Origin of the sequence: Burkholderia sp. BCC0398 (genome assembly GCF_902833245.1) — a bacterium.
GTDB classification, from domain to species: domain Bacteria; phylum Pseudomonadota; class Gammaproteobacteria; order Burkholderiales; family Burkholderiaceae; genus Burkholderia; species Burkholderia sola.
This window is the reverse complement of record NZ_CADFEM010000003.1, coordinates 367,643-392,174: the sequence shown is the minus strand read 5'-3', so window position 1 is coordinate 392,174 and position 24,532 is coordinate 367,643. Positions and strand designations below refer to the sequence as shown.

At 62.6% G+C, this 24,532-nt stretch carries 9 protein-coding genes; 7 read left to right on the top strand and 2 right to left on the bottom strand.

Annotation, left to right across the window (positions count from 1 at the left end; translation table 11 throughout):
- Positions 1-231: 231 nt before the first annotated feature.
- The 4 genes from HWX76_RS08360 to HWX76_RS08345 all read left to right on the top strand — a co-directional run bounded on the left by HWX76_RS08360 (position 232) and on the right by HWX76_RS08345 (position 15,695).
- Positions 232-11,871, top strand: coding sequence for a hemagglutinin repeat-containing protein (locus tag HWX76_RS08360; RefSeq protein WP_176015690.1), 11,640 nt, complete (start codon positions 232-234; stop codon positions 11,869-11,871).
- A gap of 708 nt (positions 11,872-12,579) precedes the next feature.
- Positions 12,580-12,936, top strand: a complete 357-nt coding sequence (locus HWX76_RS08355; RefSeq protein WP_176015689.1) for a hypothetical protein — start codon at positions 12,580-12,582, stop codon at positions 12,934-12,936.
- Positions 12,937-13,052: 116 nt separating this feature from the next.
- Positions 13,053-13,850: an Imm49 family immunity protein gene (locus HWX76_RS08350; protein ID WP_176015688.1), complete on the top strand. Its 798-nt coding sequence runs from the start codon at positions 13,053-13,055 to the stop codon at positions 13,848-13,850.
- A gap of 84 nt (positions 13,851-13,934) precedes the next feature.
- Positions 13,935-15,695, top strand: a complete 1,761-nt coding sequence (locus tag HWX76_RS08345; protein WP_176015687.1) for a ShlB/FhaC/HecB family hemolysin secretion/activation protein — start codon at positions 13,935-13,937, stop codon at positions 15,693-15,695.
- A gap of 213 nt (positions 15,696-15,908) precedes the next feature.
- Here HWX76_RS08345 and HWX76_RS08340 read toward each other — a convergent pair whose 3' ends face one another.
- Positions 15,909-17,180, bottom strand: a complete 1,272-nt coding sequence (locus HWX76_RS08340) for a M23 family metallopeptidase (RefSeq protein ID WP_176015686.1) — start codon at positions 17,178-17,180, stop codon at positions 15,909-15,911.
- Positions 17,181-17,519: 339 nt separating this feature from the next.
- Complete coding sequence (locus HWX76_RS08335) at positions 17,520-18,167, bottom strand: TetR family transcriptional regulator (RefSeq protein ID WP_176015685.1); 648 nt, start codon at positions 18,165-18,167, stop codon at positions 17,520-17,522.
- A 151-nt stretch (positions 18,168-18,318) separates the two neighbouring features.
- Between HWX76_RS08335 and HWX76_RS08330 the strand changes: the two genes are divergently transcribed.
- Genes HWX76_RS08330 through HWX76_RS08320 form a run of 3 tightly spaced genes read left to right on the top strand, consistent with a single transcriptional unit; the run spans position 18,319 to position 24,137 of the window.
- Positions 18,319-19,521: a MexX/AxyX family multidrug efflux RND transporter periplasmic adaptor subunit gene (locus HWX76_RS08330; protein ID WP_176015684.1), complete on the top strand. Its 1,203-nt coding sequence runs from the start codon at positions 18,319-18,321 to the stop codon at positions 19,519-19,521.
- 15 nt (positions 19,522-19,536) lie between these two features.
- Positions 19,537-22,677, top strand: coding sequence for a multidrug efflux RND transporter permease subunit (locus HWX76_RS08325; RefSeq protein WP_176015683.1), 3,141 nt, complete (start codon positions 19,537-19,539; stop codon positions 22,675-22,677).
- Complete coding sequence (locus tag HWX76_RS08320) at positions 22,677-24,137, top strand: efflux transporter outer membrane subunit (protein ID WP_050012690.1); 1,461 nt, start codon at positions 22,677-22,679, stop codon at positions 24,135-24,137. Before HWX76_RS08325 ends, HWX76_RS08320 begins: the two co-directional genes overlap by 1 nt.
- Positions 24,138-24,532 lie beyond the last annotated feature (395 nt).

The following is a 24,532-nucleotide window of genomic DNA, read 5'->3' as shown; positions in this document are numbered from 1 at the left end:
TTAACAATACCGTCGATATTTGCAGTCGGCGGAGTATTTCATTATATAAAATATCGAGATAGTCGGATTGGCATGGCAGTAATCGACCGATGTATCGAGTCGTCTCGTCCGTCGCTTCCCGGCGACGATTGACACTCGTGGACGGTGCCTTTCCACGATTTCAAATAGATTCCACGCGATGTCCGAGGCCGTGAGGGCGGATCGAACGAAAATCGCGAGTAGACCAAGAAGATGAACAAAAACCATTATCGGCTGGTATTCAGCCGCGTACGGGGTATGTTGGTTGCCGTCGAAGAGACGGCCGGCAGCGCGGGGAAAACAAATACGGGCGAGACTCGCCGTGTCGCCAAGCGCGGCGCCGAGCATCCGGCAGCGAAGTTCGCATTACGGGTGACTGCATTCGGCGCGCTGGTCGCAGCCGGCGCGAATCCGATATGGGCGAATGCGCAGATCGTCGGCGGAGGGGCTCACGCGCCCGCGGTGGTGCAGACGCCCAACGGCCTGCCGCAAGTCAACATCAACACGCCGAGCGCTGCCGGCGTGTCGCTGAACACCTATAACCAGTTCGACGTTCAGAAAAACGGCGCGATCCTGAACAACGCGTCGACGATCGTCAACACGCAGCAGGCCGGCTATATCAACGGCAACCCGAACCTGAGTGCGGGGCAGGCGGCGCGCATCATCGTCAACCAGGTCAACAGCACCGCGGCGAGTCAGATCAAGGGATATGTGGAGATCGCGGGCAGCCGCGCGGAGATCGTGCTGGCCAACCCTGCCGGTATCGTCGTGGACGGTGGCGGGTTCATCAATACCTCGCGCGCGGTCTTGACAACCGGCGTGCCGCAGTTTGGCACGGACGGGGCGTTGACGGGCTTCAATGTCAATCGCGGCCTCGTAACCGTGCAAGGCGCGGGCCTCGATACCTCGAATGTTGATCAGACTGACATCATCGCCCGTGCTGTACAGGCTAATGCCGCGATCTACGCGAAGAATCTCAACGTAATCGCCGGTACGAATCAGGTTAATCACGACACGCTTGCCGCGACGCAGGTCGCCGGTGACGGTCCTGCACCTGCTGTCGCGATTGACGTGGCTCAGTTAGGCGGCATGTATGCCAATAGGGTGTTTCTGGTTGGCAACTCCGCAGGCGTTGGTGTCGCGAACGCAGGGACGATCGCGGCGCAGGCAGGCGATTTGACGTTGCAATCGGACGGCCGGCTCGTGCTCGCGGGCAAGACCACGGCAAGCGGCAACCTTGCGATGTCGGCCTCGGGCGGCATCCAGAATAGCGGCACCACGTATGCGCAGCAATCGTTGTCGGCGAACACCGCGGCCGATCTGACGAACAGCGGGACGCTCGCGGCGCAGCAGAATACGACGGTCAACGCCGGCAGCGTCAACTCGACCGGTACGCTCGGCGCGGGTGTGAACAACGACGGTTCCGTCGCGCACAGCGGCGACCTGAACTTGAGTGCGTCGGGCCAACTGACCGCGACCGGCCAGAATGTGGCGGGCGGTAACGCGTCGCTGACGGGCGGCAGTGTGAATCTCGCCGGCAGCCAGACCGCCGCGAACGGCAATCTGTCGCTGAACGCGACGGGCGGCGACGTGAATCTGTCGAACGCGACGACGAGCGCGCAAGGCGCCATTCAGGCGAACGCATCGGGCACCGTGATCAACGACCGCGGCAGCTTGTCGAGCGGCAGCAGCACGACGCTGACCGGCGGCAACCTTTCGAACCAGGGCGGCAAGGTATCGTCTCAAGGCGCGCTGTCGGTGAATGTCGCCGGCCAGATCGCCAACCAGTCCGGCGAACTGGTATCCGAAAGCACGGCGGACGTGCGTGGCGGCGCCATCGCGAACAACCAGGGCACCGTTCAAAGCGCAGCTAGCATGACGGTGGCCGGTGCGTCGCTGGACAACACGGCGGGTCGGATCACGTCGCTCAACAGCGATGGCCTGACAGTGACGGCCAGCAGCCAGTTGACCAACGCAGCGGGCACGACTGCAAACGGCGCGCAGGGCGGCGTGATCGGTGGCAACGGCGACGTCACCGTGCATGGCGGCAACGTTGCCAACCACGGGACGATGACGTCCAATACGAATCTGCAGGTCTCGGGACAATCGGTCGACAATAGCGGTGGCGCTTTGCAGGCTACGCAAAAGGTGGCGGTCGATGCGGGCGCGCGTCTGATCAACAGCGGCGGCTCGATTGTCGCTCAGACGGCAGCACTGACCGGCACGACCCTCGACAATAGCGCGGGCGCGGTGAAGGTCGACACGGTGTCGTTGAACGCGACCGACCTCGTGAATCACGGCGGCACGATCACGCAGATCGGCACCGGCGCGATGAGTGTGAACGTGTCGGGCACGCTCGACAATTCCGGCGGCGGTACGTTGCAAACCAACAGTAGCGACCTGACGCTCGCTCCCGCGTCGCTGGTCAATGACGGCGGCAAAATCACGCACGCGGGCACCGGCACGCTTACGCTCGGCAACGGCACGGGATCGGTGTCGAACGTCGGCGGTGCGATCGCGAGCAACGGGCGCGTGGTGGCGCAATCGGCCACGCTGAACAACACGTCCGGCTCGATCAGCGGGCAAACCGGCCTGTCGGCCACGGTCGGTAGCGCGCTGAACAATACGAATGGCAAGCTGCTGTCCAATACGGACCTTGGCATCACCAGCGGCACGCTCGCGAACGACGGCGGTCAGATTAGCGCGACTACGAACGCGATGATCCACGCGGGCTCGATGACGAACCTGAGTGGATCGGCCAGCGCGTCCAATCTGTCGGTGACGGCCGATTCGACGCTTAACAATAGCGGCGGCAAGCTCGAAGTCAACCAACTCGCGTTGACCACACCGAACCTGACGAACCATGGCGGCACGATCACGCAATACGGCTCGTCGACCATGGCTGTCAACGTCAGCGGCACGCTCGATAACGCGGCAGCCGGTGTGATTCAGACGAACAGCACCGACCTTACGCTGACTCCGGCTTCGCTCGTGAACGATGGCGGCACGATTACGCATGCAGGTACCGGCACGCTGACGATTGGCAACGGCACTGGTTCGATTTCGAACGCGGGCGGCTCGATCGCGAGCAATGGGCGAGTCGTCGCGCAAAGCGGTTCGCTGAACAACACCTCGGGAGCGATCAACGGCCAAGCCGGGGTGACGGCGACGATCGCCGGCGTATTGAACAACACGCATGGCAAGCTGTTGTCCAGTACGGACCTTGCTGTTTCCAGCGGCACACTGACGAACGACGGTGGCCAAATTGGCGCAAGCGCGAACGCGATGATCCACACGGGCTCGATGTCGAACCTGAGCGGTTCGATCGTCGCGCCTAACCTGTCGGTGACGACCGACTCGACGCTTGACAACAATGGCGGTTCGCTCGAAGCGAATCAGCTCGCGTTGAGCGCGTCGAATCTTGCGAACCACGGTGGCACGATTACGCAACTTGGCTCGTCGGCCATGGCTGTCAACGTCAGCGGCACGCTCGACAATTCGAATGGCGGCACGCTACAAACCAACAGTACGGACCTGACGCTTTCCCCTGCATCACTCGTCAACGATGGTGGCACGATTACGCATGCCGGCAGCGGCACGCTGGCGCTTGGAAACGCAACGGGATCGGTATCGAACGTTGGCGGAGCGATTGCAAGCAACGGTAGCGTCGTAGAGCATTCGGCCACGCTGAACAATACATCGGGATTGATCAACGGCAAATCCGGGTTGACGGCCACGGTCGGCAGCGTGTTGAACAATACGAACGGAAAATTGCAGTCCCGTGCGGACCTTGGCATTTCCAGCAGCACGCTGACGAACGACGGCGGTCAGATTGGCGCGAGCACGAACGCGTCGATCCACACAGGCTCGATGACGAACCAGAGCGGATCGGTCAGCGCGTCCAACCTGTCCGTGACGGCCGATTCGACGATCGACAACAGCAGGGGCAAGCTCGAAGCCAACCAATTTGCGTTGAGCGCGCCGAACCTGACGAACCACGGCGGGACGATCACGCAATATGGCTCGTCGGCCATGGCTGTCAACGTCAGCGGCTCGCTCGACAACTCCGCAGCGGGCGTGATTCAAACGAACAGTACGGACCTGACGCTGGCCGCTAGCCAATTGAACAATGCAGGCGGCACGATCACGCATGCCGGTACCGGGACGCTGACCATCGCGCCGGGTAACGGCGCGAGTGCGCTGAACAATGCAGGCGGAACCATTGTCACCAAAGGGCAGGCGGTTGTCGACGCGAGCAGTTGGGACAACTCGAACGGCATTCTCGCGGCACAGGGCGGCGTGATGGCGACGGTTGCGGGCGACGTGAACAACGCACAAGGCTTGGTGCGTGCGGGCGCGTCTCTGTCGTTGACGAACGGCGGCGTGCTGGTGAACCAGGCCGGGCACGTTCAGGCCGGTCAGACGACGGCCGGCGACACGAGCACGCTTGCGGTTCATTCCGGCTGGATCAACAACGCTGACGGGGCCATTACCGACCTCGGCACGGGCGCGATGACTGTGCAGGGCGGCAGCCAGATCACGAACAGCCGCGCGGGCAACGTGTCGGGCATGGGCGCGATCACCGGTAACGGCGACGTTACGATCAGCGCGACATCGATTTCGAACACGCAAGGCGGGCAGTTGAGCGGCGCGAGCCTCCATGTTCAAGGGGCGACCTTGGACAACAGCGGCGGGCAAATCGGCAGCGTTGCGAATTCGAGCGGCAACGTGGACGTGACGGCGAGCGCCGCAATCACGAATACGAACGGGCAAATCAGCTCCACGCACGACCTGACGATCACGGCTCCGACACTGCAAGGCGGCGGCGCGTATAGCGCGGCGCACGATGTACGCGTGAACCTGCAAGGCGATTACACGACAACGCCGGATACGCAGTTCAACGTCGGCAACGATCTTACCTTTGCGCTACCCGGCACGTTCACCAACAACGCGGGTTTCCAAACCATCAATGGCCTGAACATCAACGCGGCCAATATCGTCAATTCGGGCGCGTTGTCGGCCGGTGGACTGCTGCATACGCAATCGAGCAATCTGTTCAATACCGGGTCGCTGGTGGGCGGGAGTGTCTCGCTCAACGCAACCGGCACGGTATCGAACGTGGGGTCGACGGCGTTGATAGGCGCATCGGATAGCAACGGCAAGCTTGAAATTCTCGCGCACGACATCGAAAACCGTGACGACGCGACGGCGACCGATTCGATGCCGACGACGGCGATTTTCGGGATGGGTAAGGTTGTACTCGCGGGCGGCAAGGACGCGAGCGGCAATTACACGAATGCGGCACTCGTCAATAACTCGTCGGCCTTGATCCAGTCCGGTAGTGATATGGAGTTGCACGCCGACAAGGTGACGAGCACGCGTCGTGTGATGAGCACGACGGGAAGCTCGAGCAACGTCGATCCGGCTGTACTTGCGCAATACGGCATTAGCCTGTCAGGTTGCGCATCGTACTTCGCGGTGAATTGCATGAACGGGGGGCAGATGATCGCCGGTCTCCGGTCCGACAACATCACACCGGCCGAAGCGGCCGCCATCATCGCCCAGCCGGGCGGTATGTATATTGAGCCGCCTCACGGCGGCCAGTGGAACAGCGCGTACTTCTACACGACCTACACTGGAACGGCTGTGGGGAACACGGTCACGGCATTGAGCCCGACTGCGCAAATCGTGTCGGGCGGCAAGATCGATGCCTCGTCGACCGGCACCCTGCAAAACTACTGGAGTAGCATCACAGCGGTTGGCAATGTCGATATGCCGCATGCCTACGATGCCAATGGTTGGGCGGCTACCGGCCAGCAGGCGCCGACCGTAACGGTGACGTACTCGGGCCAGTATCACTACAACAACTACGATAGCAGCGAATATAACTGGCAATTGCCGTTTGGCAACGCGCCATTTGTGACGGGCAATCCGGGGGGCTACACCCAAGCTGCGCCAGCGGACGTCAAGACCTACAAGCTGCCGGGCTACGATTCGACCTTGGGTTCGAATGGCACAATTTCCGGCACGGGCGTGAGCATCAACAATACTGCGGGCAACGCATCGCTTCCGTCCCTTGGCTTGTTGCCCGGTCAATCGGTTGCGGGGTTGACGCCTGTTTCGCTTAATGGCGCAGCGACGGGTTCGGGGGCGACGGTGACGCCTGCCACGCTCAATGGCAATGCAACGGCTTCGGCAACGACTGGTGGCGCCGTTCGCGGGACGATCACGGGTGCGGGTGTCCAGTCGACGGCGCCGGTGCATGGCGGCGCCTCAACACAGGTCGATCGGATCATTGCAAGTGCGACTGCGTTGAACGTGCTGAACAACCTGACGATTCCACAGGGTGGCTTGTACCGACCGAATCCGTCGCCGAATGCGAGCTACGTGATCGAGACGAATCCGGCGTTCACGAACCAGAAGAACTTCATTTCGAGCGACTACTTTTTCGGTCAGATCGGGGTTGACCTTACCCACATTCCAAAGCGCCTGGGTGACGGCTTCTATGAGCAGCAGCTCGTGCGTAATCAGGTGACGGCGCTGACGGGCCGCGCGGTATTGGGTCCGTACACGGACCTTCAGACGATGTATCAGCAGCTTATGGCGGCGGGTGCATCGTTGGAGAAGTCGCTTAATCTGCCGCTGGGCGCGAGCTTGTCTCCCGAGCAGGTATCGAAGTTGACCGGTAACGTGATCATGATGGAAACGCGCGTGGTCGACGGTCAGTCGGTGCTCGTGCCCGTCGTGTATCTGGCACAGGCGAACCAGCAGAACATCAATGGTCCGCTGATCACCGCCACCGACATCGATCTGAAGGACGCGCAGAACTTCACGAACAGCGGCACGCTGAAGGCGGACAATTCGTTGTCGATTCAGGGCAAGCAGATCGACAACGCGTTCGGTGCGCTTCAAAGCGGCGGGCTGACGACATTGATAGCTGAAGGTAATGTTGATCTGACTTCGGCCAAGGTAAAGGCTGGCAGTCTGTTGATCGGCACAGGTGGCGATCTGATTCTGAATACCGCAGCCAAGACCGATACGCAGGTGAGCCGTGACGGTGCGATCAGCGTTAGGACGACGCTGGGGCCGACAGCGAGTATTGATGTGACTGGCGATGCCGGGATCATCACGGGCGGGAGCTTCCAGCAGAACGCCGGTAGCCTGGCGGTGGGCGGCAATTTCGGCGCATTGATCGGCGGTGACTGGAATCTGGGCGCGGCGCAAACGGGAGAGCACAAGGTTGTTCAGCGCGCGAACGGCGTGTCGAATACCGATTTCAACCAATCCGCGGTCAGTTCGGTCAAAGTCGGAGGCGTGTCGGCAGTCGCCATCGCGGGTGATCTGACCTCGCATGGCGCACAAATCGAGCTGGGTAAGGGGGGCGCGATTGCCGCGCAGGGGAACATCTCTCTGTTGACGGCAAGCGCGACCTCGAACTTGAACAGCAACAGTTCGGGTAGCGATAGTCACGGCAGCTATGCAGAAACGCAACATGCGTCAGATCAGACGCTGACGGGTACCACGCTCAAGAGCGGCGATGCACTCAGCCTTTCATCGGAAAAGGACATTACGCTCAGCGGCAGTACGCTGGTCCTTGACAAAGGCAAGGCGACGCTGGATGCGAAGGGGGATGTAAATATCGGCGTCGCGACCGAGACGCACGAGCTCAATTCGCACGAGAATCACAGTCACGGTAGCGTGGTCAGCAGCACGAAGGTGGCAAGCGGCCTTGACCAGACCGACACAATCAGTCATGGCAGCCTGGTGTCGGCCGACAGCGTGTCGGTGACAAGCGGGCGCGACATCAACGTGACCGGTAGTGGGGTTGTCGGGACGGGCGATGTCTCGCTGGATGCGGCGCGCCACGTGAATGTCCTTGCGGCGGAGGATCGGAGCGATTCGTCGGCGTATTTCGACAAGAAGCAATCGGGTGTGATGGGTTCCGGTGGTCTGGGCTTCACGATTGGTTCGGCCGAGCAAAAGGCGCAGTCGGATAATCACGTGGTTACGCAGAGCCAGGACCGCAGCACGGTTGGCAGCGTGCGGGGCAACGTGTCGATCAAGGCCGGTGAAAACGTCCACATCGGTGGCAGCGACGTTACAGCAGGTAGGGCCGCAGGTGACACTAAGAACGCGACGGGCAATATCAAGATCGCAGGCCAGAATGTCACGATCGATCCGAGTGAGGACGACGCACGAACCCACGACCAGCAGGAATCGAAGTCCAGCGGTTTGACGTTCGCGGTCACTGGTACGCCGTTCGATACGGTTCGTAATCTGAAAGACAACGCGTCAACCGGTAACGGATTCCAGCGCGGGCAGAGCGTTGCGAACGAGATTGGCGCCAGCGCGCTTGATGTGCCGTCGATTTCCGTGACCTATGGTCGCAGCCAGAGCAAGAGCGTGATCGATACGTCGAACCAGACGCATGCCGGCAGCGCAATCCGCGGTGCGGGCAATGTTTCCGTGACCGCTACGGGCGGCGCGGAGCGTGACGCACTGGGCAATGCGATTGATGGCGATATTAATGTGATCGGCTCGACGATCAGTGCAGGCGGCAAGACGCTGCTGGATGCAAACCGGAACGTGAACCTCGCGGCGTCGACTGACAAGTATCAACAGAGCAACGCATCGAGTAGTTCGAGCACGAGTATTGCCCTCCTGTCGTCACCGAGCCTGGGCGATTTGGGGCGTTGGATTGGTGGTACGGCGAACCATGGCGGCAACAGTCCCTCGCCGTACAACGCGAGCCGCAGTAGCACAGACGGCAACATGTCGGAGACCCACCAGACGGCGAGCCTTGTCACTGGCGACCAGGTTGAAATCGTCAGTCGAACGGGTGATGTAAACGTCGTCGGATCGGGGGTGAGCGGCACTCACGATGTGAAGGTGACAGCCGACAAAGGTGCGATCAACGTGCTCGCAGGTCTGGAGACGAGCGCGAGCCATCAAGAATCGAGCAGCCGCCAGATCGGCAGCCTTGGCAGCAATGGCACGTCAACGGGTTTCAGCGTCGGTGTGGCGAGCAGCCATACGGTGCAGGATAGTGCGAGCCAGACGCAGAACACGATGCGCAGCCAGATCGCGAGCGCGAGCGGAAACGTGACGCTCGACGCGAAGAAGGATATTACGGTCGCGGGCTCTGACTTGATGGCGGGCAACGACCTGAAGCTCAAGGGCGAGAATGTCCACCTTGACCCGGGCTCGGATACGACGCAAACGAGTATGAGCCAGCACTCGAGCCAGTTCGGCGTCAGTCTTGCGTTGGGCGGTGCTGTGGGTAATGCCGTGACCGCGGTGAACCAGAGCATGCGAAACCCGGCGCGTGGTGACGATGCGCGCCTTGGCGCGCTTGACAAGGCGCAGGCCGCGCTGTCGGTCTACGACGCGACCAAGGTGGCGGAGAATTTCAGTAATGGCAAACCGACCGGGCAACCGCTCATCAAGGCGACGGTGAGCATCGGCGGTGGCACGAGCAGCAGTGAATCGCGTAGCAGCTCGCTTGCGAACACCGGGAGCACGCTTGCGGCAGGGCGGAACGTCGAGGTAATCGCCACGGGAAGCGGTGCAAAGGATGCGGACGGTTTTGCTGCGGACGGCAATATCGACGGTCGCGGCACGCGCATTACGGGCAAGAACGTGACACTCGACGCTGCCCGCGATATCAACCTGCAAAGCGCGAAGGATACGACGCAACTGTCGAGCAGCAACAGCAGTAGCGGCGGCAGCATCGGTATCGGCGCGAGCCTTGGTGGACAGCAGAACGGCTTTACGCTCGAATTGGGCGCGAGTATGGCACGTGGTAACGCGAACGGTCAGAGTGTGACGAACCGCGATACGGTGGTGTCAGCAAGCGATACCCTTACATTGAAGAGTGGTCGCGATACGAATCTGCGCGGAGCTGAAGCGACGGGCAATCGTGTTGTCGCGGACGTGGGTCACGATCTGAACATCCAGAGCCAGCAGGATACGGCGACGTATGACAGCAAGCAGACGAGCGGCGGATTCCAGGCAAGCATCTGTGTGCCGCCGTTCTGCTACGGCCAGACGGTGAGCGGTAGCGCGAGCGCGAGCCAGCAGAACGTCAAAGCGAACTACGCTTCGGTCAACCAGCAAAGCGGGATATTTGCAGGCAGCGGGGGCTATGACGTCAACGTCGGGAACCATACGCAGCTCGATGGTGGGGCGATCATTGCCACGGCAAGTCCCGACAAGAACAGCCTGTCCACGCAGACGCTGGGCTATACGAACATCGAAAACAAGGCGAGCTATTCGGGCGAGTCGGTCGGCTTCAGCGCGAGCGGTGGTGTGGGTAACAGTTCGTCCAAGGGTATCAACCTGAATACGCCAGTCATCCAATCCGGGCCGGTCGGGCGGGGACCGGTGACGCCGAACGGTTTGGGGCCCAGTGGGTTCTCGTCGGCGGGTACCAGCAGCGACGTGACGGGAACGACCTACGCAACGGTGAGCCCGGGCAAGATCACGGTTCGCGGTGATGCGGGTACCGGACACGACAGTACGGAAGGACTGAATCGCGATACGTCGATTGCGAACGGCGCAGTGCAGAACACGTTCGACGCGCAGAAGGTGCAGAACGATATCGCAGTGCAACAGGCAGCCGGTCAGGTCGGCATGCGGGTCGTCGGCGAAATCGGGAAGTACATGACGGATAAGGCGGCGGCCGCTGTAAAAACGGCGGATGCCGAGCTGAAGGCCGCCGAGAAATCGGGTGATCCGGCGGCGATAGCGACGGCCAAGGCCAATCTCGATTCAGCCAATCAGCAGTATGCGATGTGGAACGAGGACAGTGCGAGCCGGACGATCGCGCACGCGGTCGTAGCGGGGGGCGCTGCTGCGCTCGGTGGCGGTAACGTGGCCGGTGCGGTAGGGGGGACGCTGGCGGGTGACTATGCGAGCAAGGAGGTGGGGCAACTCACGAACGATACGCTCGGAGGGACGCTGTTGACGAACGTTGCAGCAGGTGCGGCTGGTGCTGCAGCAGGCGGAGCGATCGGTGGCGCGTCGGGGGCAATTAGCGGTGGGGGTGGTGCGTTGAGCGCCGACATGTACAATCGGCAATTGCACCCGGACGAAAAGGCCGCCATTGCGAAGAAATCAAATGGAGATAAAGATTTAGAAAATAAATTGACGCGTGCGGCCTGTTACGTAGTTCAGTGCTGGGCGGAATTTACTCCAAATAGTGCGCAATATCAGGAAAATTTCGTTTCTATTGTCGAGGCTGAGAATCTCAAATCTCAGATTGATTGGGTCGTGGGGCAGCAGAGCCGAGGTTTGTTTGTTTACTCTGAAGGTCAAAGGTATGTCGACAACGTAAAGTCGAATCTGATCGCGCCGGCGAAGGATGCGGCTAAAGTTATTACGGGAATCATAGCGACTACGACTGGACTTGGCCTCTGTTCCGCGGCGGGCGTTGGGTGTATCGCTGGCGGGCCGATGGCCGCAATGGGGGCAAGTGATATAACAGAAGGGGGGACAGGTTTGTATCGCTTCTATTTCGGGGACGGGGCGGTAGGATACAATCCGCTGAAAAGCGCAGCTGCAACGGTATTCCCTCAATGGGGCGAGGTTGGATACGATGTTGTCAACTTCGTTGTTAGTCTTGGTGCTCTTTCTGCGCCGCAGGTGCTTAACGTTGGCCTTGCAGATGGACTTGGACGTGCCAAATCTATGTTCGGTGTAACTGTCCCGGCGTTTAATAATGTTAAATTGTTACCGCTTACAAAAATGCCGTTGCCTGGAGTAAATCAACCGGCAATGCTAATTGGTGTTGGGGTAAAAGGTGTCGCAGTTTATACCGGCGTGTCGAATGCGAAAGGATCTGGTGAAAAGTGAGGGGCGGCATGTTTGAAAGAATTAGGGAAATTGTTTTTATCATTTCCGTATCTCTTGGGACGGGTATTTTTTGGTCTTTTTTGATTTCGGGAATGGTCAGGTACGCCTTTGGGGTTGATGAGAATAAGGTTCTTTTGTATTTGGGGTTTCCTATATTTTTTGTCTACTTTTTTTGGTGTTGTTCTGCATTAAATAAAATTTTGCGGAAAGCGAGGGGTGGCTAACGTATTTCGGCTGCTTGTCGTGGTGCATAGCCACGTATGCAGTCGATAGGGATCTGTTGGACGAGATCGCGTAAGTGGTCTACAGGCAGAATCAAGGATTCGAGGGCAAAAGAAAATCAAGAGGCGGCTGACGGCGTTGCCGCCCACGGCCTTGATGTCGCTCGGGGTATAGTGAACATGACTACTGAGTCTGGCGGCGTTCATGCAATCGTCGTCGATTCTGTCAAGAACGGCGTGGCTTACATTCGCGATCCGTGGCCGCGTGGCGTTGGGTCTGCATATTCTGTTCCAGTGAATGCTCTGCAGGGCGTATTAACTAGAATAGGCGTGATTATCCATCCATGAGATCAATGCATTCGGTGTAACTATGAATAAAATCTGTGATCTTTACTTGCCCGTCGAGTCGATGTCGGTCGACATCAGATTTCTCAGACTTTTCGATTCTGGATTTTCGTACGATGCCGGACGCTCGTATAGTGGTTTCATGAACGTAAACGTTTCTAGGGTAAAGTTGGTTTCTGTTGTTTCCGAGTTGCGAAAAAAGAGAGTTTTATCTTTTAGTGTTCCTGTGGCGTACCGAGATGGCAAGGCCATGGATGTTCGCGAAGCAATGGAAATTGCGGAGAGTTACGCGAAGTCGAGCGGCTGCTTAATAGCCGGAGCGTCGCCTCGATCGGAATTCGCGCCTTTATTTTGGGTGTTCGATATTGTAGGCAAAGAAGGGGGCGCTGACAAAGTGGGAGGAGTAGTGATGGTGGATAAACTAGATGGTCACGTTTGGACGATGGCTGAGTGCGAGGAGTATATGTACGACTACAACAATGTGTTTTGGTTCCATTGAGATTGCTCGCCCCGACGAGTACTAAGATGTCGTCTTGGAATTGAGTCGCAGTGTCTTGTTGATGGGCTAAAAAATGGACAAACTTGCGGCTCCTGTAAAGATTAAATGAATATTATATGCCAAGAGAACTTGATTATTCGAATATTCAGATAAATGGTCTGGGTCATCTCGAAAAGCACCTTCTGGCCCTTTCTGATAAGGTGAAATTCTTTTTGGAGATTATCTCAAGCGGTAGCGGAGATCCTGATTTTTGTATGGTACGCCTTCGCTCTCACGCCATGGCTGCAGCCTTGGTATCATGGTTCAAGGGGCGTGACTTAATTTCCTTTAAGCAGTGGTGCTATGTATCTGGAAAACTGGAATCCATCACGTTTCAACGAGAGCCGAAAAGTTGGTGCCCAGCGTATCTTCTATTGATGCCGTTGTTATCGGATCACGAGGGGTTGATTCAATGGTTCTCAAGCAATGATCAGCCGTTCGACATGATTCGAGCCAATGATCCGGCGACAGCGGAATTTCATGGATACCAGGCGCTTTTGGCTCTGCGCGGTGAGTGGAAGACGTTGGAGGAGCGTTGCCTCAAGATCATTGGAAATTCGTCGACAGAGATGAAAAAGTACGAAATAGATCATCGTTTCTATCTTGCATTGTCCCGTCGAGATGTGCCGAGCATGGAGGCGACGTTACAAGAGCTCACGTCGCCAAAAGTTGCTAAGGTGCGAAACGCCGAACACGCGTTCGGCTTTACTGAAAAACTCATTGGCACCCATGCGGCGATATACGCGAAAATCGCGTGGCGCCACGGATTGAGGGTGAGGGTTGACACGCCTTGGATTCCGGAGGAGTGGCTGCCGATTGAGCCGCTAGACAAGTACCTCGATCCTTACGAGTTTATGGGGAATTTTAAAGTTTGATCGATTATTCTGCCCCTCGAATTTTTGCTCGAGCGTGGTGGTGATCATTTGTTGGGATCAGGCGGAATCAGGGATTTAAGAACAATGAAAATCAAGAAGCGGCTGGCGGCATTGCCGATCACAGCCTTAGTATCGCTCGGGGTGCAGGCGCAGCAAGCCCCCACGCCTGCCGATCAAGCCGCCGCAGCTCGCGCGAACGCCGAACAGGATCGGCAGGCGCAGCAGCAACGTGACGTGCAGCAGCGCGACGCGGCCGTACGTACTCCGTCCGTGCGTTCCGACGTGCCAAAGGTTGAAGCGTATCCGGCACTTCCCTCGGAGACGCCGTGCTTCCGCATCGATCGATTTACGCTCGATGTGCCGCCCTCATTGCCTGATGCAGCGAAGGCCCAAGGGGCATCCGCCTTGCCGATGGATCGTTTCGCGTTCGCGCGCGAATGGCTGAACCACTACGCAGGGCAATGCGTCGGTAAGCAAGGCGTAGACGTGTTAGTCAAAGGGCTGTCCCAGGCGATTCTGGCGCGCGGCTACGTCACGACGCGCGTGCTCGTTCCCGAGCAAGACCTATCGAACGGCACGCTCAGACTCTCGCTGATTCCCGGCACGATTCGCCATGTGCGCTTCGCTGATGAAAAACTGCGGGGTACATGGAAAACGGCTTTCCCCACCCGCGACGGTGAGGTGCTGAACCTGCGCGACCTCGAACAAGGCCTTGAGCAAATGAAACGCGTATCGAGTCAGGATATTTCGATGCAACTTGTTCCGGGCGAGCTTCCCGGTGAAAGCGACGTCGTGCTCGACGTAAAGCGTGGCAAGCCGTGGACCGTCGTCGCATCGGTCGACAACGCCGGCACGCGCGCGACCGGCAAGCTGCAAGGCAACCTGTCGCTTGGCATCGACAACCCGCTCGGCCTGAACGACGTCTTCAACATCGGCGTGAGCCAGGACCTCGAATTCGGCGACAAGCGTCTCGGCTCGCACGGCTGGAACGGCTTCTATTCGATTCCATGGGGCTACTGGACGGCGACGCTCTCGGCCTACACGAACACGTACTACCAGCAGATCGCTGGCGTGAACCAGACGTTCATCGCAAGCGGCAATTCGAAGACGGTCGATTTCAAGCTGGCTCGCGTGTTGTCGCGTAGTCAGAACGACGTATTCGGTGCGTACCTTCGCCTGTCGCGTCGTTTCGGACAAAGCTTTATCGAAGACACCGAGATTTCGCAGCAGCGCCGCAATAACACGATGATCGAGCTCGGCCTGACCGATCGCCACTATTTCGGCGGCGCGCAGTTCGATGGCTCACTTGCATATCGTCAAGGCGTCGGTGGATTCGGTGCTCAGGACGACAGGTTGGCAGAGGGTGGTGGGCCGACCTATCGGTTCAAGATGACCGTGCTCGACGGGAACCTGTCGGTGCCGTTCGCGATCGGCAAGCAGCCATTCCGCTATGTCGGCACATTCCACGGCCAGTACACCGGAAACACGCTGTACTACATCGACGACTTGACGATTGGCAGTCGATACACGGTACGCGGCTTCGACGGTGAAACGATGTTGGCCTCCGCACGCGGCTTCTACTGGCGCAACGAGCTACAGGCGCCGATCGGGCAGACGGGGCAGGCGCTCTATGCGGGGCTCGATTATGGCCGCGTATGGGGGCCGCAGCCGATCGCACTCGTCGGCACGCAACTGGCGGGCGCTGTGATCGGCGTGAAGGGGAGTGTCGGCACGCGATTCGGCTCCTATGCGTACGATCTCTTCGCGGGTACGCCTGTCTACAAGCCGTCGGGTTTTCCGACTGCGCGAGTGACGCTCGGTTTTCAGGTGACCGCTCAGTTCTGAATAAACGCGGTCTTGTTTGTCATGAGGGAACCAACCTCGGTCGACTACGAGGGGCAAGCGCACACCGCCGACGGTATCGAGCGCAGTTCTACTTTTACCTCGCGCCAAAACATTGGCTCAAGCCCGTGACCAACTGACGGTGTAGAGAAGAGCGCGGGAGCATTCTGACAACCGTGCGCTCTTCTCCAACCACCACGATCGTGTGCCTCGGCGTCAGCCTCGTTCTGCCGAGTAGTGCGTATCGAAAACCGCCCGCAACGTCGACGGACCGGTCGCGAAATCCCCCCACAGCGGCCCGTCGTTCTGCGCGAACGCGAACGGCGTCTTATTGATCGACGCGAGGCGGAAGCGCCATTGCGCGGCTTCCTGGCGGAATGCGGTGAGCTGCATGTCGGACAGCCCCGTCTGCGCGTTCGCGAGCGTGACGAGCGGATCGACCGGATCGTTCGCGACCCGCACCTCGAAATGCAGGTGCGGGCCGGTGGCCGCGCCCGTCATCCCGACCGAGCCGATGCGCTGGCCCTGCTTCACCGTTTCGCCGACCTTCAGCCCGCGCGCGTACGCGGACAGGTGCGCGTAGTACGTCGAATAGCCGTCCGCATGATCGACGATCACATAGCGGCCGTAGCCGCCCGGATCGGTGCCGACGAACGATACGACGCCGTCGGCCGCCGCATCGACCGGCGTGCCGCTCGGCGCGGCGAGATCGACGCCCGTATGGAACGCCATCGCCTGCGACAACGGATGGATGCGCTCGCCGAAGAACGAGCTGATGCGCGTCCACTTGACCGGCATCGTGAACGCCGCGGCTTCGAGCGGCGAGCCGTCGAGCGCGTAGTACGCGCCGTGCTCGGCGCCCGGCGCGCGGAACCAGATCGCGCCGAACGTGCGGCCGGCGACGCGCAGCTCGAGCGCGGTGAGCCGCGGCGTGCCGTCGTTCGTGTCGAACGCGACGCGGTAATAGTCGCCGCGCTGCGCACTCGCGCGCATCGCGACCTTGCCGGTGACGAGGTCGCCGAGCTGGATGCGCACTTCGGGCGGCACGTCGAGACGGTTCAGCGTATCGGACAGCGTGAGCTCGATGTCGCCCGCGCGCATCCCTTGCCGGCGATCGGGCGACGCGAACTGAAACAGGCTCGCGTAGCCGAGCATGTCGTTGCGATGCGCACTGAGTGGCGCGAACAGGCCCGGCTGCAGGCTGCGATCGTTGCGATCGACGTGTTCGTTGCGCTCGCCGATCGTGCGGGCGAGTTCGCTCGTCACGAAATGCTGCGCGGTGGGAAACGGCGTATCGGACAGCACGCGCTGCGGCAGCGCGGCCGTGCCCGAATCGACGGCGCCCGGCAATTGCGACACGGCCGGCAGCGCGGCGGCGAGGCCGAATGCGGCGAGGGCGCCGAGCACGGCGGCCGGCACGAGCGCGCGCACGGCGCGCTGCGCGCGACCGGGCGCGACGGCATCAGGGGTTGCGACAGACTTGACCAAGGTGTCCACATCCAGGAAAGCGGTTCAAAGGGGTGTGGGCGGGGGCCGCCGGCGGCACATCCGTCGAACGGCGACGGGGCGGGCGGCGGGCGTGCAACAAAACAGGCCCCGCCAGGGGCCTGTGTCGTTTCCGTTCGACCCAACCTGCGGGGCGGTGCCCGCTTCGAACGGCGGCGTGCATACCGGGTCGAACCCGGTTATCACGAAGACGCTAAAGAAAGATGACAGCGTCAGTCTACCGATGTTCCGCGAAACGTTAAAAATTTTAAAGAGGGTCGGCTCACTCGTTTCGCACTGCGGTAAATCGGGTTAAATCAGCATTTGTTACGACGATTCCCCTCAGTCCGGCAATTTTTGCGCGCGTCTGCGCAGGGCGGCGGACGTGCGCACGGCGTCGAAACCGGCGTCGAGCATCGCCTCGGCGTCGTTCCACAGGTTGCCGCGCAGCCGGTTGGTCCAGATCATCGACGCGAACACGCCTTCGAGCAGCGACACGAGGTAGACGGCGGCCAGATGCACGTCGAGATCGGCGGCCACTTCGCCGGCCGCGATCGCGCGACGCAGCAGCGCCTTGGTGATCCGCAGCATCTGCAGCTCGAGCAGCATGCGGCGCCGCTGCAGCGCGCCGTTTTCCTCGCTCTGCTCGCATTTCGTATAGAGGATCACGAGCACGCGCTGCATCGGGCCCGGCTCGCCGCATTCCTGCAAGTAGTGCGACGCGGCGCGCCGCAATGTAGCGAGCGGCGGCAGGCCGTCGCCCGCGTCGAACCCCTCGGACGTGCGCGCGAACGCGCGGTCGCACATCGCCAGACACACTGCCATCTTGTTGCGGTAGTGGCCGTAGACGGCGCCCCGCGACATCCCGGCGGCCTCGGCGAGGTCCGCCATCGCGGTTTGCGCGACGCCTCTTTCGAGCAGCACGAGCTCGGCGGCGTCGAGGATCCGGTGCTTGATGGCGAGCGATTCTTCCCGGGTCTTGCGGGCCATGTCGTGAAATTCCTTACAGTTCGCTGTCGTTTTATTGAGACAGTGCGTCAGCCGGATGGAAAGCGGATGTATTTAATCAGTCGTGACTGATTATAATCGGCCACCCTGAGCCGCCGCATTGTATCGGCGGCGAACGATCCGAGGTCAGAACATGAATAACAAACGCACCCTGTGGCGCCGCCTGCGGCTGGCGCCGTTCGCGCTCGCGGCGCTGCTGGCCGTGGCCGGATGCGGAAAGGGCGACAAGGACGCCGAGCCGGAGACAGCGAAGCAGGCCACCGTCGTGACGGTGCGCCCGACGGCCGTGCCGATGACGGTCGAACTGCCGGGCCGGCTCGACGCGTACCGGCAGGCGGAAGTCCGCGCGCGAGTCGCGGGCATCGTCACCGCGCGCACCTACGAGGAAGGCCAGGAAGTGAAGCAGGGCGCGGTGCTGTTCCGCATCGATCCCGCGCCGCTGAAGGCCGCGCGCGACGCCGCGCAGGGCGCGCTCGCGAAGGCACAGGCCGCCGCGCTCGCGGCGACCGACAAGCGCCGTCGTTACGACGATCTCGTGCGCGATCGCGCGGTGAGCGAGCGCGACCACACCGAAGCCGTCGCGGCCGATACGCAGGCGAAGGCCGAGGTCGCGTCCGCGAAGGCCGAACTCGCGCGCGCGCAACTGCAGCTGGACTACGCGACCGTCACCGCGCCGATCGCGGGCCGCGCACGGCGCGCGCTCGTGACCGAGGGCGCGCTCGTCGGCCAGGACCAGGCGACGCCGCTCACGACCGTCGAGCAGCTCGATCCGATCTACGTGAACTTCTCGCAGCCGGCCGCCGACGTCGACGCATTGCGTCGCGCGGTGAAGAGCGGGCGCGCAACGGGCATCGCGCAGCACGATGTCGCGGTGACGCTGCTGCGCGCCGACGGCACCGCATATCCGCTGAAGGGCAAGCTGCTGTTCAGCGATCTCGCGGTCGACCCGACCACCGACACCGTCGCGATGCGCGCGCTGTTCCCGAATCCGGAGCGCGAACTGCTGCCGGGCGCGTATGTGCGGATCGCGCTCGACACGGCGGTCGACCGGCGCGCGATCCTCGTGCCGCGCGACGCGCTGCTGCGCACGGCCGACCGTACGTCGGTGCGTGTCGTCGGCGCGAACGGCAAGGTCAAGGACGTCGAGGTCACGGCCGACCAGATGAGCGGCCATGACTGGCGCATCACGCGCGGCCTCGCGGGCGGCGAGCGCGTGATCGTCGACGACGTCGCGCAGTTCGCGCCCGATACGGCCGTCCAGCCCGTCGAAAAGGCGCCGCCGTCGAAGGCGGCGCCGGCAGCGGCCGCTTCGCAGGCGGCCGCCCGTCAAACCTGACCGGTTCAAACCAACATGGCACGTTTCTTCATCGATCGCCCCGTCTTCGCATGGGTGATCGCGATCTTCATCATGCTGGGTGGCCTGTTCGCGATTCGCGCGCTGCCCGTCGCGCAGTACCCGGACATCGCGCCGCCCGTCGTCAGCATTTATGCGACGTACCCGGGCGCGTCCGCGCAGGTCGTCGAGGAATCGGTGACCGCGCTGATCGAGCGCGAGATGAACGGCGCGCCGGGGCTGCTGTATACGTCCGCGACGAGCAGCGCCGGCGCGGCGTCGCTGTACCTGACGTTCAAGCAGGGCGTGAACGCCGATCTCGCGGCCGTCGAAGTGCAGAACCGGCTGAAGACGGTCGACGCGCGCCTGCCCGAGCCCGTGCGCCGCGACGGCATCCAGGTCGAGAAGGCCGCCGACAATATCCAGCTCGTCGTGTCGCTGACGTCCGACGACGGCCGGATGACCGACGTGCAGCTCGGCGAATACGCGTCGGCGAACGTCGTGCAGGCGCTGCGCCGCGTCGAGGGCGTCGGCAAGGTGCAGTTCTGGGGCGCCGAATATGCGATGCGGATCTGGCCCGACCCGGTGAAGCTGGCCGGGCACGGGCTCACCGCGTCGGACATCGCGTCGGCCGTGCGCGCGCACAACGCGCGCGTGACGATCGGCGACATCGGCCGCAGCGCGGTGCCGGACAGCGCGCCGATCGCGGCGACCGTGTTCGCGGACGCGCCGCTGAAGACGCCAGCCGATTTCGGCGCGATCGCGCTGCGCGCGCGGGCCGACGGCTCCGCGCTGTTCCTGCGCGACGTCGCGCGCGTCGAATTCGGCGGCAACGACTACAACTATCCGTCGTACGTGAACGGCAAGGTCGCGACCGGGATGGGCATCAAGCTCGCGCCGGGCTCGAACGCGGTGTCCACCGAGAAGCGCGTGCGCGCGACGATGGACGAGCTGTCCCGATACTTCCCGCCGGGCGTGAAATACCAGATTCCGTACGAGACGTCGTCGTTCGTGCGCGTGTCGATGAACAAGGTCGTCACGACGCTGATCGAGGCCGGCGTGCTGGTGTTCCTCGTGATGTTCCTGTTCATGCAGAACCTGCGCGCGACGCTGATCCCGACGCTCGTCGTGCCGGTCGCGCTCGCGGGCACGTTCGGCGTGATGTATGCGGCGGGCTTCTCGATCAACGTGCTGACGATGTTCGGGATGGTGCTCGCGATCGGCATCCTCGTCGACGACGCGATCGTCGTCGTCGAGAACGTCGAGCGGCTGATGGTCGAGGAGGGGCTCGCGCCGTACGACGCGACCGTCAAGGCGATGCAGCAGATCAGCGGCGCGATCGTCGGGATCACCGTGGTGCTGACGTCGGTGTTCGTGCCGATGGCGTTCTTCGGCGGCGCGGTGGGCAACATCTACCGGCAGTTCGCGCTGTCGCTCGCGGTGTCGATCGGCTTCTCGGCCTTCCTCGCGCTGTCGCTGACACCCGCGCTGTGCGCGACGCTGCTCAAGCCGGTGGCCGGCGATCATCACGAGAAGCGCGGCTTCTTCGGCGGGTTCAACCGCTTCGTCGCGCGCGCGACGCAGCGCTATGCGACGCGGGTCGGCACGATGCTGAAGAAGCCGCTGCGCTGGCTCGTCGTGTACGGCGCGCTGACCGCGGCCGCGGTGCTGATGCTCACGCAGTTGCCGACCGCATTCCTGCCGGACGAGGACCAGGGCAACTTCATGGTGATGGTGATCCGCCCGCAAGGCACGCCGCTCGCGGAAACGATGCAGAGCGTGCGCGCGGTCGAGTCGGCGATCCGCCGCGACGAGCCGACCGCCTATACGTATGCGCTCGGCGGCTTCAACCTGTACGGCGAAGGGCCGAACGGCGGGATGATCTTCGTCACGCTGAAGAACTGGAAGGAGCGCAAGGCCGTGCGCGATCACGTGCAGTCGATCGTCGCGCGCATCAACGAGCGCTTCGCGGGCACGCCGAACACGACGGTCTTCGCGATGAACTCGCCGGCGCTGCCCGATCTCGGCTCGTCGAGCGGCTTCGACTTCCGGCTGCAGAACCGCGGCGGGCTCGACTACGCGACGTTCAGCGCCGCGCGCGAGCAACTGCTCGCGGCGGGCGGCAAGGATCGCGCGCTCACCGACCTGATGTTCGCGGGCACGCAGGATGCGCCGCAACTGAAGCTCGACATCGATCGCGCGAAGGCGTCCGCGCTCGGCGTGTCGATGGACGAGATCAACACGACGCTCGCGGTGATGTTCGGCTCCGACTATATCGGCGACTTCATGCACGGCACGCAGGTGCGGCGCGTGATGGTGCAGGCCGACGGGCGGCACCGGCTCGATCCGGACGACGTGAAGAAGCTGCGCGTGCGCAACGCGCGCGGCGAGATGGTGCCGCTCGCGGCGTTCACGACGCTGCACTGGACGATGGGGCCGCCGCAGCTCACGCGCTACAACGGCTATCCGTCGTTCACGATCAACGGCTCGGCCGCGGCCGGCCACAGCAGCGGCGACGCGATGGCCGCGATCGAGCGGATCGCCGCGAAGCTGCCGGCCGGCATCGGCCATGCGTGGTCGGGGCAGTCGTTCGAGGAGCGGCTGTCGGGCGCGCAGGCGCCGATGCTGTTCGCGCTGTCGGTGCTCGTCGTGTTCCTCGCGCTCGCGGCGCTCTACGAGAGCTGGTCGATTCCGTTCGCGGTGATGCTGGTCGTGCCGCTCGGCGTGATCGGCGCGGTGCTCGGCGTGACGCTGCGGATGATGCCGAACGACATCTATTTCAAGGTGGGGCTGATCGCGACGATCGGGCTGTCCGCGAAGAACGCGATCCTGATCGTCGAAGTCGCGAAGGATCTCGTCGCGCAGCGCATGTCGCTCGTCGACGCGGCGCTCGAGGCCGCGCGCCTGCGGCTGCGGCCGATCGTGATGACGTCGCTCGCGTTCGGCGTCGGCGTGCTGCCGCTCGCGTTCGCGTCGGGCGCCGCGTCCGGCGCGCAGACGGCGATCGGCACCGGCGTGCTCGGCGGCGTGATCACGGCGACCGTGCTCGCGGTGTTCCTCGTCCCGCTGTTTTTCGTGATCGTCGGCCGCCTGTTCGACGTCGGCCCGCGCCGGCGCGGCGGTGCGCAGCCGACGACGATGGAGGGTTCGCAACCATGATATTCGCGCTGAATGCACGCGCCGCGCGGCGGGCGCCGGTCGCGCTGGCCGCCGCGCTCGCGCTCGCCGGGTGCTCGCTCGCGCCGCGTTACGAGCGCCCGGCGGCGCCGGTGCCGGCGTCCTATGCGCCGGTCGACGGCAGTACGGCGCCGGCGGCCCTACCGAGCGCGGCACGGGATGCCGCGCTGCTCGACGACTGGCATGCGTATTTCACCGATCCGGCGCTGCAGGCGTGGATCGACGCGGCGCTCGCGAATAATCGCGACCTGCGGATCGCGGCCGGCCGGCTCGAGGAAGCGCGCGCGCTGTACGGCGTGCAGCGCGCGGACCGGATGCCGTCGGTCGACGCGAATCTCGGCTACGAACGCGCGCGCCAGTACGACCCGGTCGTGCGCGAAAGCGCGATCAGCGGGCTGTATCGTGCGGGCGTCGGCGTCAGCGCATACGAGCTCGATCTGTTCGGCCGGGTGCGCAACCTGTCCGACGCGGCGCTCGCCGAGTATTTCGCGACTGCCGACGCGCAGCGCACGGTCCGTATCGGTGTGATCGCCGAGGTGGCGGGCGCGTACGTTTCCGAACGATCGTTGCACGAGCAACTGGCGCTCGCTGAGCGCACGCTCGAAGCCCGCGAACGGGTGGCCGCGCTCACGCAACGCCGCTATGCCGCCGGCACGAGCGACGCGATCGAGCTGCGTTCGGCCGAGATGCTGGTGGCGTCCGCGCGCGCATCGCAGGCCGCGCTGCAGCGCGAGCATGCGCAGGCCGTACGGGCGCTGCAACTGCTGGCGGGCGACTTCGCGCGCAACGTGCCCGACGACGCGACCGCGCTCGACACGCTGTCGATCGCGCCCGTGGCGCCGGGCGCGCCGAGCGAACTGCTCGAACGGCGGCCAGACATCCGGCAGGCCGAGGCGCGGCTGAAGGCCGCGAACGCGAACATCGGCGCGGCGCGCGCGGCGTTCTTCCCGCGCGTCGCGCTGACGACCGACTACGGCTCGGTGAGCGACGCGTTCTCGAGCCTGTTCGCGGCCGGCACCAGCGTGTGGACGTTCGCGCCGCGCATCACGCTGCCGATCTTCGCGGGTGGTCGCAATCGCGCGAACCTCGACGTCGCGCACGCGCGCAAGGACATCGCGGTCGCCGAATACGAGAAGGCGGTGCAGACCGCGTTTCGCGAAGTGGCCGATGCGTTCGCCGCGCGCGACTGGATCGACCGGCAGCTTGCCGCGCAGCAGGACGTATATGCGGCGGACGGCGCACGGCTGAGGCTCGCGGAGCGCCGCTATGCGGGCGGCGTCGCGACCTATCTCGAGCTGCTCGACGCGCAGCGCAGCACGTACGAGTCGGGGCAGGAGCTGATCCGGCTCAGGCAGCTCAGGCTCGCGAACGCGATCGCGCTGTATCGCGCGCTCGGCGGCGGCTGGGCGCCGGCAACGGCGGAGGCCGCGGCTTCCGCGTGACGTGCGACGCGTCGCCTGACGCGGCAGCGTGTCGGGCGACATGACGGCGGCCGTACGATTCAACGTGCGGCCGCTGCTTCGACAGCGCGTGATGCCCGTCGTTTCGCCGCGCGGCATCGGCGCTTCCTGGCGCTGTTCCGCGCCTCCTTTTCATCTCCCGGCAGGGCAGAGCGGTTGCTTCCCTGCCACCCGCATCCGGCGACCGGTCGTGCCGCTCCCCGGCGCAAACGTGTGCCGCGTTCTTTCCTTTTTCATCTCGTCCAATCCGGCAAGCGAGCCGCGTTCCAGCGGCCGCGCATGCATGCGATTCAAGATCGGCAATTGACGAATGGATTAATCAACATATCGGAATTAATGGTGGCGGCAAAGTGTCGCGGTAAAACGTTTGTATTCTT